The organism is Rhizobium sp. F40D2, assembly GCF_051810745.2.
In the GTDB taxonomy this organism is placed as follows: Bacteria; Pseudomonadota; Alphaproteobacteria; order Rhizobiales; family Rhizobiaceae; genus Rhizobium.
In genome coordinates this window covers 2,895,971-2,908,145 of sequence record NZ_CM131436.1, presented here as the reverse complement: position 1 = coordinate 2,908,145, position 12,175 = coordinate 2,895,971, and the positions used below count along the sequence as shown (strand labels likewise).

Sequence of the window (12,175 nt, the reverse complement as noted above, 5' to 3'; positions counted from 1 at the left end):
CTTTTTTGGCAGTGTCCACAGGTGGAAAACTCACCTGAATTTTTTGTGACGGATGCGGCGTGTGGCATGAAGGCAACGCCGCATCTGGGTCATATCGGGACTTTCAAGCTCGTCGCGCAAAAGTTCAGCGGCCTTGCGGGGACAAGCGGAAACGAAAACTTGAAGCGGAAGGAGCGAATCCAAAGGACCACGACGCGCTTTAGTGCCCCTCGCCGCCAAGCCTCGCCTCGAGCGCCGCGATGCGGGCAGCAAGCGCCTCGTTCTCATCGCGCGCCTTGATCGCCATCTCGCGCACGGCCTCGAACTCCTCGCGCTTGACGATATCCATGCTATTCAGCCAACGCTCGGCCTGGGCGTTAAAGGCGGTTTCGATCTCCTTGCGGACGCCCTGAGCGGCACCGGCCGCGTCGGTCATCAGCTTGGCGAATTCGTCCATGATGCGGTTCGTTCCGGTCGTCATGGCGTTTTTCTCCCTTCGCATGAGGTGAATGCAGCCCTTCGGGGCCTCAAGGATTGAGGTAGGGCTTCGCCACCCCCGATGCAAGCGCTTTACATGGGATAGGCCTGCCGGAACCGGCCCGCCAAAGAGCCATCACGAACAATGGACTTGACCGTCCGAGATCGCAGCGGCATGTTCCGCGCAACCAAACAGGTGGGAAAACCTTGCCGACAGCAGCCAATCTCCTTGCCATCATGCCTTTTCCGGACATCGACCCGATCGCCTTTTCGATCGGCCCGCTGGCGATTCATTGGTACGGTCTCGCTTATGTCGCCGGCATCCTGCTTGGCTGGGCCTATGCGCGCCGCCTCGCCGCCAATGACAGTCTCTGGCCCGGCAACGCCTCGCCGATGACACGGACGCAGCTCGACGATTTCATCGTCTGGGCCGCCCTTGGCGTCGTTCTCGGCGGTCGCCTCGGCTATATTTTCTTCTATGATCTCCCCGCCGTCCTGCGCAGTCCTGTCCGCGCGCTCGAGATCTGGAACGGCGGCATGTCCTTCCATGGCGGCCTGACCGGTACGACGATCGCCATGATCGTCTTTGCCCGCCGCAACGGCATTCCGATCTGGAGCCTGTTCGACATCGTCGCCACGGTCGTTCCCTGCGGCCTCTTCTTCGGCCGCATCGCCAATTTCATCAACGGCGAACTCTGGGGCCGGCTGACCGACGTGCCCTGGGCCGTGGTTTTTCCGACCGGCGGCCCCTTCGCCCGCCACCCGAGCCAGCTTTACGAAGCCGGCCTCGAAGGCATCGTTCTTCTGTTGGTGCTGGCCGCCCTGGTTTACGGCATGCGCGCGCTGAAAAGCCCCGGCTTCATCACCGGCGTCTTCGTCTGCGGTTATGCCCTGTCGCGCATCTTCGTCGAATTCTTCCGCGAGCCTGACGCCCAGCTCGGTTATCTCCTTGGCACGAACTGGCTGACCATGGGCATGGTGCTCTCCTCCCCGATGATCCTGCTCGGCCTCTGGGCGATGCTCAGGGCCCGCCGCCAGGCTGCGCTGCAGCTCTGAAAACGGCAGGACGCGCGATATGACCACCGCTCTAGGCGAAAAGATCAAGGCGATCATCCAGGCCAATGGCCCGATCAGCGTCACCGATTATTTCTCGCTCTGCCTGGCCGATCCCGAACACGGCTATTACCGCACCCGCGAGCCCTTCGGCCGTTCGGGTGATTTCGTGACTGCGCCCGAGGTCAGCCAGATCTTCGGCGAAATGATCGGCGTCTTCATCGTCCATGCCTGGCAGCGCCACGGCACGCCGGCGGGCGTCCGCCTCGTCGAGATCGGCCCCGGCCGCGGCACCATGATGGCTGATATGCTGCGCGTCATCTCCCGCATCGCCCCGCCGCTGCTTGATGCCATGACCGTGCATCTCGTCGAAACCAGCGAGCGCCTGCGTGATGTCCAGAGCCAGACGCTCGAAGCTTACGGCGAAAAGATTGCCTGGCACGACGGCTTCGACGAAGTACCGCCGGGCTTCACCCTGATCGCCGCCAACGAATTGTTCGACGCCATTCCAATCCGCCAGTTCGTCCGCATGCCGACGGGTTTCCGCGAGCGCATGATCGGCATTGATACCGATGGCGAGCTTGCTTTCGCCGCCGGCGTCGCCGGCCTCGATCCGGCACTTCTGCCCGAACCGGTGCAGAACCTGCCGCTCGGCACGCTCTTCGAGATCTCGCCTGCCCGCCAGGCTGTCATGATCGCGATCTGCGAGCGGCTGCGCGCTTTCGGCGGCACGGCGCTCGCGATCGATTACGGCCATCTCGTCACCGGCTTCGGCGATACGCTGCAAGCCGTGCGCATGCATGAATTCGATCCGCCGCTCGCCCATCCCGGTGAAGCCGATCTGACGAGTCATGTCGACTTCCAGCAGCTCGCCGAAACCGCACTTGCAGCCGGCGTCCATCTGAACGGCGCCCTGCATCAGGGTGATTTTCTGACCGGTCTCGGCATCCTCGAACGTGCCGCCGCCCTCGGCCACGACCGCGAGCCGCAAACCCAGCAGGTCATCCAGGCGGCAGTCGACCGGCTCGCCGGCGCTGGTGAAGGCCGGATGGGCGAACTCTTCAAGGTGATGGCGGTCTCGCATCCCGCGGTCGACCTCATGCCCTTTCGCCCGGTGGATTGACAGGGCGCACGCGGCTGGTTCAACATCCGCGCGAACAAGAACTTGAAGCGCGCCGCCTGTGCGATGCGCTTGGGATTATAACAAACCCCTTTAAAAACCCCGGAATCACAGATGCAGGACGCGGCCTCTCCCGCACCTATCGAAAGCGCGCTGCTGAACGAAGCGGCAGGCGGCACGATCCGCCACGGTTATTTCACCCGCGCCGGCGGGGTTTCCGAAGGCCTGTATCGCGGCCTCAATGTCGGCCTCGGCTCCAACGACGAACGCGACAAGGTCCTGGAAAACCGCCGCCGCGTCGCCGCCTGGTTCGACCTGCCGGTCGAGCGGCTGGCAACCGTGCATCAGGTCCATTCCCCTGATGTCGTGACCATCGATGCCGATTACGACGGCGCTCGCCCCGAGGCGGATGCGATGGTAACGCGCACCCCCGGCATCGTGCTTGGCGTGCTTGCCGCCGATTGCGGCCCGATCCTGTTCGCCGACCCGGACAATCGCGTCGTCGGCGCCGCTCATGCCGGCTGGAAGGGCGCGCTGACGGGTGTGCTCGAAAATACCATCGCCGCCATGGAAGCGCTGGGGGCAGACCGCGGGCGCATTATCGCCTGCCTCGGCCCCTCGATCAGCCAGGCAAGCTATGAGGTCGGTCCTGAGTTCGTCGAGCGTTTCGTCGCCGGGAACCCGGAAGATGCGCGTTTTTTCGTGCCTTCCGCAACCTCCGGCCATGCCATGTTCGACCTTCCGGCGCTGACCGTCGACCGGCTGACGAAAGCCGGCGTGCGGGCCGCAAGCCTCGGCCTCTGCACCTATCCGGACAGCGAGCGCTTCTTTTCCTACCGCAGGACGACACATCGCAAGGAACCGGACTACGGCCGGCAGATTTCCGCGATATCAATCAGGGAGACGTGAGCAGAATGGCACTGCATTTCGAAAAGGCCGAATTCGCAAGCCGGCTTGCGCGCCTCACCGAGAAGATGAAGGAAGAAAAGCTCGACGCCCTGCTGCTCTTCGCCCAGGAAAGCATGTACTGGCTGACCGGCTACGACACCTTCGGCTACTGCTTCTTCCAGACGCTGGTCGTCAAGAGCGACGGCACCATGGCGCTGCTGACCCGCTCGGCCGATCTTCGCCAGGCCAGGCACACCTCGATCCTCGAGGACATCCATATCTGGGTCGACCGGGTCAATGCCGATCCGACGCTCGACCTGAAGAACCTGCTGGTCGAGATGGATCTGCTCGGCGCCCGCATCGGCGTCGAATATGACACGCACGGCATGACCGGCCGTATCTCGCGCCTGCTCGACGCGCAACTGACCACTTTCGGCCAGATCACCGACGCCTCCTACCTCGTCAGTCGCCTGCGCCTTGTCAAAAGCCCGACCGAGGTTGCCTATGTCGAGCGCGCCGCCGTTCTCGCCGACGATGCCCTCGACGCCGCGATCCGGCTGACGAAGCCCGGCGCCGACGAGGCCGATATCCTCGCCGCCATGCAGGGCGCGATCTTTTCCGGCGGCGGCGACTATCCCGCCAACGAGTTCATCATCGGCTCCGGCGCCGATGCCCTGCTTTGCCGCTACAAGGCCGGCCGCCGCAAGCTCGACGCCAGCGACCAGCTGACGCTCGAATGGGCCGGCGCTTACGCGCATTACCATGCCGCCATGATGCGCACGATCGTCATCGGCGCGCCGATGCAACGCCACCGCGAACTTTACAATGCCTGCCGCGAAACCATTGAAGCGATCGAGACGGTGCTGAAGCCGGGCAACAGCTTCGGCGACGTCTTCGACATGCATGCCAGGATTATGGACGAGCGCGGCCTCGCCCGCCACCGGCTGAACGCCTGCGGCTATTCGCTCGGCGCCCGCTTCTCGCCCTCCTGGATGGAGCATCAGATGTTCCATGTCGGCAATCCGCAGCCGATCGAGCCGAACATGTCGCTCTTCGTGCACATGATCATCGCCGATTCCGACACGGGCACGGCGATGACGCTCGGCCAGACCTATCTGACGACGGCGGATGCGCCGCGTGCCCTATCCCGCCATCCGCTCGATTTCATCGGTCTTTAACCGATGAGAATCCGGAATTGACAGACGCCCGCCGGCGCCCGCATACATTCGGGCGGGGCTGATGTGATTGTGGGAAGGACGGATCAAGGGATGACGCGAGCTGCGATTGTGCCCACGCTCCTGGTCTTCACGGCCCTGCTGACCGCCTGCAACACCACCGATGCGCTGACACCGCAGGTCGACATCGGCGATTCCTCCGCGCGCGCGTCGTCGAGCCCGGTGACGCAGAGCGAGGCCGAGCGTCTGGCGGGCTCCCGCCAGCGGGTCTTCGCCGAAAGCTCCCAGCCGGGCGGTTACCATCCAGCTTACGATCAGTCGCAGCAGGCCTATAGGCCGGGCACCGGCGCGCCGCCGACGACGATGCAGGAGCAGGCAGACGCCCTGTCGAGGAGCAGTTCCTCGCCCGCCGCCTCCGCCCCGATCGAGGAACAATCGCTGCCACCGCCGGCTTCCAGCAGTGAGCTTCCCGCACAACCGGCTCAGCCGCCGGCCGTACAACAGCCGCAACAGACCGCCGCCCTCAACGCTGGCGCCTCCTCTGCCCACGGCAACACCGTGCGCTTCCTGCCGATCATCGGCGCGCCGGTTCAGGCGGTGACCCCGCTCTCGCGCCAGCTCGGCGCCGAGGCGCGCTCGCACGGCCTTTCCATCAAGAGCTCGACAGATGCGAGCAGCGATTACATTCTCAAAGGCTACCTCTCCGCCTTCAACGACGACGGCAAGGTCACCGTCGTCTATGTCTGGGACATTCTCGACAGCGCCGGCGGCCGCCTGCACCGCATCCAGGGGCAGGAAAGCGTGCCGACGGCGGCGGCCGATCCCTGGGCCGGCGTTCCTGCCTCGGTGATGCAGCAGATCGGCTCGAAAACCATCGCGGAATTCTCCTCCTGGCGGCAGACGCGGGGCGGTTAGTCACAAACTTTTTGCAAATATCAAAGCCTGTGGCGCCTTTGCCCTTGCATTCACGGGGAAGCTGGCTAAAAAGCGCGGCTATCAGCGCATAACAGGCGGACCAAAATGAAGGTTTTCGCAGGCAATTCGAACCGGCAACTCGCCGAAGCGATCTGCACCTATCTCAACGTTCCCTTGGGGAGAGCCAGTGTTCGAAGGTTTGCCGATCAGGAAATCTTCGTGGAAATCCAGGAAAATGTGCGCGGCGAGGACGTTTTCCTCGTTCAGCCCACCGCCTTCCCTGCCAACGACCACCTGATGGAACTGCTGATCATGATCGACGCGATGCGTCGTTCTTCAGCCCGCCGCATCACGGCCGTACTTCCCTATTTCGGCTATGCGCGTCAGGACCGTCGCGCCTCGGGCCGCACACCGATCTCAGCCAAGCTGGTCGCAAACCTCATTACCGAGGCCGGCGCCGACCGCGTCATGACGCTCGATCTCCATGCCGGGCAGATCCAGGGCTTCTTCGATATACCTACAGACAATCTTTTCGCCATGCCCGTGCTGACGCGCGACATCAAGAGCCATTACGACCTCAGCAACGTCGTGGTCGTCTCGCCGGATGTCGGCGGCGTGGTGCGTGCCCGCGCGCTTGCCAAGCGGCTGGACTGTCTTCTGGCCATCGTCGACAAGCGTCGCGATCGGCCGGGTGAATCCGAAGTGATGAACATCATCGGCGACATCACCGGCAAAGACTGCCTGCTGATCGACGACATCGTCGATTCCGGCGGCACGCTCTGCAACGCCGCCGACGCGATGCTGGCCAAGGGCGCAGCCAGCGTCACTGCCTATATCACCCACGGCGTTCTATCCGGCGGCGCGGTCACCCGCGTCACCTCCTCCAAGCTTCGCGAACTCGTCATCACGGATTCGATCCAGCCGACCACGGCGGTACTCTCCGCACACAATATCCGCATCGTGACGACGGCGCCGCTGATCGGCGAAGCCATCAGCCGAACGGCCCAGGAAGAGTCTGTCTCCAGTCTCTTCGATTAAAAAGAGCCGGCATTCGACCGGGTCTTGCATCAGATGGGCACGAATCAGTAGAAAATTGTCGCCCTAAGAGATCGCCGTCCACCCCTCATCCGGCTGCCGCCAGCTTCTCCCCGCACGCGGGGCGAAGGGATATGCCGCACCGGATTTCCATACCCTCGACGCTGCGTTTGGCACGTTCCCTCCCGTTTACGGGGGTCGAAGGACGGGTCGAGACCAGCGGCTCGACCCCGGTCGGGCTAAAGCATGTCGTGCAAAAGTGTGCAGCGGTTTTGCGGCAACGACATGCGTAAAAACAACGAGCTAAAGCGCAAGGAGCGAATCTGAAAGATCGCGACGCGCTTTAGGGTAAGTGGCAGCCATCGGCGCGAAGCCCGACGGCACGGGCACAAGGCCGAGGATGACGCCGAATAAAGAACGGAGTTGGTCAACAAGCTGAAGCCGGCACAAGGCCGGCCTCTTTTATTTTTTATCCCGATTGATAACGCTCAAGGCTGCTGCGGCGACGCAGGTACCGCGTCCTGACCCTGATCCGGTTCCTGCTCCTGGTCTGGCTCCAGCCCTTGATCTTGATCCGGACCGTCCGCTTCCTTGACCACCTGTCCGTTGACGGTGACCGCGCCGTCGCGGCTGACGCTGATATCCCAACGCGAGCGGCCGTCCGCATCGGTCTTGGCGAAGCCCTTCACCATCATGATGCCGAAGGAGACCTGGTTGAGATCCGGATCCGTCTTGGCAAGCTCCTGAACCGCGGCGATCGTCTTGTCGAGATCGCGGGCAAGGATGGTCGCCTGCATTGAATAGTCCTTCTCGGTGTCGACCCGTCCCTCGATCTTGCCGGTCATGTCGATGTCGTAGACATCCGACTTCGCGCTGATCTTCGGAAACTCGACCGCGACCCGGCCGTCGCGGAAGAGCTTCTTGCCCATCTCCTCGCCGCTCGCCTCCGGCGCATTTTCCTTGAAATCCATCGCCATCAAGGCATCGCCAAAGCTGGCAAAGTCCAGATTCGGCACGGCAAGCTGCAGATCGAAGCTGGTCGGCATGAATGTCGAATAGCTTGGCGGCATCAGCGGACTGTCGAGGCTGATATCATGCGCATTCATGCCGAAGCCGAAACGCATGGCGTCGCTCGGCCCGTCCATGGCCACGTTATAGCCGAACTGCTTGACGCCGCCATTGCCCATCTGGGTGCTGACGGTCAGATTGTTGACACCGATCGTCTCGCTGAACGAGGCAAGAAGCGGGAAAGATTCCTTGAGTATCCCCTTCACCTTGGCGCTGTTTTCGGGGCTCAGCTCCTTCTCGTCGGCATGATCGAGAATGAAGAAGACCATCTCGCGGATCTGCTTGGCCGGCAGAGCGTTTATCTTGGCTTCGACATCAATCGAGTCGGCACGGATTTCGACGGGCGGCATTTGCGCGCCGGAAACCTGCTCGACGAAAGTCGACGCCGAGCCGCTGCCGACGATATCGATACGCCCGTTGCCGCCGGCACTGTCGGTCGAACTCAGCTTCTGATCCATGCTGGCGATGCTGGCGCTGACTTCTTCGGTCTCGGACTTGCTGGTGAGCTTGATGTCCTTGGCCGTGGCGGTGCTGGAGCGCAGATAGCTGATCGCCGGATCGAAGACTCCGGCATAGACAAGCGAAGCGATGGAATAGGAGAAATCCGTCGGCTTTTCGTCGGGTCCTTTGAAATGACCGGAGACATCGAACTTATTGTCGCCTTCGATGTTCCAGAGGCCGCTGTCGAGCGGTGTGGCAAAGGTCGAGAACGGCGTCAATCCGTTGATGGTGAATTTTGAAGGGTCAGCTTTGGAAAGCAGCTTTGCCAGATCGTAGATGATTTCGTAGCGTGTGCCCGCCGGATTGACGGTGATCAGGCCGCTCTTTGCCAGATCCTCGGGAAGCAGCTTCGTCAGGTTGCCCTTGAGCGCATCGGCGCCGTTCTGGTTGATCTCGACACCCTGGGCGGTGGTGACAAGGCAAAGTGCCAGCAAGCTCGTTGCCGTGACAAGTTTAAGACGCATAGTCCGATTTCTCCTCAGCCGCTTTTTTGATTGCGGCATCCAAAGAGGGGAAGCGCGCCGATGTCAACCTCAGCTATAGCGGGACTGCTGATTTCGCCGCTTTGCGGGGCTGCGGAATTCGCAGCAGGCGCAAACATCGCCTTCCCGAACGCGGCATTCGGCTTGCCAGAAACAAGCCTGATCCACAACTTGCGTTTCCGAGCGACTTATAATATAGGCCACCGGTCCGTGTAGACACCCTTGGAGGCAACGCGGATGAGGATGGGGAAACCCGCCTCCGGTTCGACGGAACAAGGCTTTTGCCCGCCGACGAACTCTCCAAATAACCTCGAAAGGAATAGCCATGAGCCAGGAAACTTACGAGCTCAAGGCCGAGGCGCGCGAACGGGTTGGTAAGGGGTCCGCCCGTGAACTTCGCCGCAACGGTTTGATTCCCGCTGTCATCTATGGTGACAAGCAGGCCCCCATTTCCATCGCTCTCAACACCAATGAGGTGACGAAGCGCATTCATGCCGGTGGTTTCATGACCACCGTGGCGACGATTGAAGTCGACGGCAAAAAGTACAAGGTTCTGCCGAAGGACTACCAGCTCGATCCGGTCCGTGACTTCACGATGCATGTCGATTTTCTGCGCGTGTCCGCCAATACCCAGGTGACCGTTGAAATCCCGGTTCACTTCATCAACGAAGAGAAGTCCCAGGGCCTCAAGGTCGGCGGCGTTCTGAACATCGTCCGCCATGAAGTCGAAGTTCACTGCCCGGCCGATGCGATCCCGGAATTCTTCAACGTTGACCTCAGCGGCAAGAAGATCGGCGACAGCATCCATATTTCGGAAGTCACCCTTCCGAAGGGCGTCACCACCGTCATCGACCGCGACTTCACGATCGCGACCATCATCGCTCCAGCTGCCGGCGTCGACGAGAGCGCCGCCGAAGGCGAAGCCGAAGCCTGATCGCTTCGACAATTTGTAAAGCATACGGCCCGCTTTCCCGTGAACTGGGAAGGCGGGCTTTTCGTTGCCCGGCAAGCCCCTGTTTCAGCAACATTTAACGTATTCATGAAAGCATGCTTCGTCAGCTGCGAAGGAGCCCGCCTTAGCGCGCGACAGCAGATAAGGGTCGGCCTGGGGGAGTAGACGGAACCATGAACAATTCCGTTGAGAACAGATTTTTTGGAATTGTTTGCGGAGCGCTGCTCGTTTTTGTCGCTCCCCTCTTTGTTCTCTTCCTTTTTCTGTCCTCCGAACGGGCCGACAAGGAAATACGCGATCATATTTCTGTTCTCCTTGTCGCCAATGCCCAGGCGCTGGCAAAGCCGCTCTGGGATCTCGATGAGGAGAGCGTCACCCAGATCAGCGCGACGGTGGTTTCGCAGGGCGCCATCGTCAAGGTCGAGGTGCGTGATCAGTCGGGCCAGCTCGACATCAGCCAGTCCACTATTCCGCGCTCCTTCGACGGCAAGCTCGTCCAGGTATCGCGCGCCATCATCTACAACACTGTCGACGGCCCGAAGAATCTCGGCAGCATCAGCGTCTACTATCCCGCGCTCGGCCTGTTTTCCGGCCTGAAGCAGGAAGAGGTCGTCTTCATCTCGATCTTCATCTTCGCGGTTCTGGCGGTTTTCGGCACGGCGCTGATCGGCAACCGGTTCTTCGTCATCCAGCCGCTGATGCGGTTGACGGCGGCGATCGAGGCCACCCGGCAGCTCGGCTCCCGCCACCATGTCGACTGGCAGTCGAACGACGAGATGGGACGGCTTGCCCACAGCTTCAACGAGATGCAGACAAAGCTCGAAAGCGAGGAGAAGGAGCTGAAGTTCGCCCATCGCCGCGCGACCGACATCTATAATCTGACGCCCGCCATGCTCTTCTCGCTCGACGAGGAAGACCGTATCACCGCCGTCAGCGATTACTGGCTGCTTGCCACCGGTTATGACCGCGCCGCCGTCATCGGCCGCAACTTCGCCGATCTCGTCACATCGACCACTCGCGATAAGTTCGTCAAGCGCCGCCAGGCCGAAAGCGGTATCGCCGTCACCGTCAAGTTCGTCTGCCTGGACGGCCGCACCATGGACGTCCTCATCATGGAGTCGGAGGCGGAAGCCGGCGCTCACGACCGCCTATCACTGTCGGTCATGACCGATGTGACCGAACTTAAGGCCTCCGAGGACCGCAACCACCGCCAGGCGATCACCGATCACCTGACCGGACTGCTCAATCGCCAAGGCTTCGAAGCCGTCCTCGACAACAAGATCGCCGCCGCCGACGCGGCCGGCCAGGAACTCGCCTGCCTCTTCGTCGATCTCGATCGCTTCAAGTGGATCAACGACAATATGGGCCATGCCGCCGGCGATATGGCGCTGATCGAGCTCGTCGAGCGGCTGAAGACCTATCTCGCTCCCTCCGATGAGGCGGCCCGTCTCGGCGGCGACGAATTTGCCATCCTGCTGCCAGCGAAGGACGCCGAAAAACGCGCCAGGATGATGTGCGAGCAGATCGCCTCGATCTTCGAAACGCCGTTTGCCCCCGACATGCATCTGAGTGCTTCCGTCGGCATCGCCATCTATCCGCACCATGCCGCAACCGCCTCCGAACTGCTGCAGAAATCCGACCTGGCAATGTATGCCAAGAAACGCGACGGCAAGAATGGCGCCCAGCTTTTCGACAACGCCATGCTCGACCGTGCCCGCAGCCGCGCCGAGATCGAGGCCAATATCGAAGCCGGTCTCGTCGACAACTGGTTCGAGGCCTTCCTGCAGCCGATCGTCAATCTGAACGGTCGCGGTATTGCCGGTTTCGAAGCCCTGATGCGCCTCAACCATCCGCAGAAAGGCTTGATGCCGCCAGCCGAGATCATCAGCGTTGCCGAGGAGACAGGAAAAATCGTCCGCGTCGGCAACGTCATCATGGAAAAGGCGATCTGCAATCTCGCGAAGATCTCCCGTATACCAGGCATGCAGGATAGCTACCTCGCCATCAACTTCTCGCCCCTACAGTTCGAGCCGGCGCTGCCGGCCCGGCTTGCCGCCATCGTCGGTCGCCACGGCATCCGCCCAGAGCACATCGTCGTCGAGATCACCGAAGCCGTGCTGATGCACGACAATCCGCAGATCCGCATGATCGTCACCGAGCTTCGCCGCTTCGGCTGCCGTATCGCGCTCGACGATTTCGGCACCGGCTATTCGTCACTGAGCTACCTCAACCGCTTCCCTGTCGACATCATCAAGATCGACCAGTCCTTCACCCGCGCGATCAACGATGGCGACGACGACGTGCGCCAGAAGAGCCGCATGCTGATCGAAGGCATTACCACGCTTTCTCACAAGATGAACTGCACCGTCATCGCCGAGGGTATCGAAACCGAAGAGGAATGCCGCACGCTCCACCAGATGGGGCTTGATTATGGCCAGGGCTACCTGTTCCATCGCCCGCAGCACGCAGCCGTACTCATCGAGGAACTGATGGCCTCGGAATCGGCCGTCGCACGCGCCTCATGAACAAA

The 12,175-nt window shown here is 61.7% G+C and carries 10 protein-coding genes; 8 read left to right on the top strand and 2 right to left on the bottom strand.

Features of this window, described 5'->3' with window-relative positions; genetic code table 11:
* Positions 1-199: 199 nt before the first annotated feature.
* The gene (locus ACS4RS_RS13840; RefSeq protein ID WP_049736202.1) at positions 200-460 is read right to left on the bottom strand and encodes an accessory factor UbiK family protein; all 261 of its coding nucleotides are present in this window, start codon (positions 458-460) and stop codon (positions 200-202) included.
* Positions 461-663: 203 nt separating this feature from the next.
* On the opposite strand from ACS4RS_RS13840, the gene lgt reads away from it, so the two are divergent.
* The 6 genes from lgt (at position 664) to ACS4RS_RS13810 (ending at position 6,645) form a co-directional block, all read left to right on the top strand.
* Positions 664-1,512, top strand: a complete 849-nt coding sequence (gene lgt, locus ACS4RS_RS13835) for a prolipoprotein diacylglyceryl transferase (protein WP_439010521.1) — start codon at positions 664-666, stop codon at positions 1,510-1,512.
* 19 nt (positions 1,513-1,531) lie between these two features.
* Complete coding sequence (locus tag ACS4RS_RS13830; protein WP_439010522.1) at positions 1,532-2,632, top strand: SAM-dependent methyltransferase; 1,101 nt, start codon at positions 1,532-1,534, stop codon at positions 2,630-2,632.
* 111 nt (positions 2,633-2,743) lie between these two features.
* Complete coding sequence (gene pgeF / locus ACS4RS_RS13825; protein ID WP_439010523.1) at positions 2,744-3,538, top strand: peptidoglycan editing factor PgeF; 795 nt, start codon at positions 2,744-2,746, stop codon at positions 3,536-3,538.
* A gap of 5 nt (positions 3,539-3,543) precedes the next feature.
* The gene (locus tag ACS4RS_RS13820) at positions 3,544-4,695 is read left to right on the top strand and encodes a M24 family metallopeptidase (RefSeq protein ID WP_439010524.1); all 1,152 of its coding nucleotides are present in this window, start codon (positions 3,544-3,546) and stop codon (positions 4,693-4,695) included.
* 90 nt (positions 4,696-4,785) lie between these two features.
* Entirely contained in the window at positions 4,786-5,607 is an 822-nt protein-coding gene (locus ACS4RS_RS13815; protein ID WP_439010525.1) for a hypothetical protein, read from the top strand.
* Positions 5,608-5,712: 105 nt separating this feature from the next.
* Positions 5,713-6,645: a ribose-phosphate pyrophosphokinase gene (locus tag ACS4RS_RS13810; protein ID WP_449313691.1), complete on the top strand. Its 933-nt coding sequence runs from the start codon at positions 5,713-5,715 to the stop codon at positions 6,643-6,645.
* A gap of 485 nt (positions 6,646-7,130) precedes the next feature.
* On the opposite strand, the gene ACS4RS_RS13805 is transcribed toward ACS4RS_RS13810, so the two are convergent.
* Complete coding sequence (locus ACS4RS_RS13805) at positions 7,131-8,675, bottom strand: hypothetical protein (RefSeq protein WP_439010527.1); 1,545 nt, start codon at positions 8,673-8,675, stop codon at positions 7,131-7,133.
* Positions 8,676-9,018: 343 nt separating this feature from the next.
* Here ACS4RS_RS13805 and ACS4RS_RS13800 point away from each other — a divergent pair, with 343 nt between their 5' ends.
* Both ACS4RS_RS13800 and ACS4RS_RS13795 read left to right on the top strand, forming a co-directional pair.
* On the top strand, positions 9,019-9,627 hold the full coding sequence (locus ACS4RS_RS13800; protein WP_439010528.1) for a 50S ribosomal protein L25/general stress protein Ctc: 609 nt from the start codon (positions 9,019-9,021) through the stop codon (positions 9,625-9,627).
* 191 nt (positions 9,628-9,818) lie between these two features.
* Positions 9,819-12,170, top strand: a complete 2,352-nt coding sequence (locus tag ACS4RS_RS13795; protein WP_439010529.1) for an EAL domain-containing protein — start codon at positions 9,819-9,821, stop codon at positions 12,168-12,170.
* The last annotated feature ends 5 nt before the right edge of the window (positions 12,171-12,175 follow it).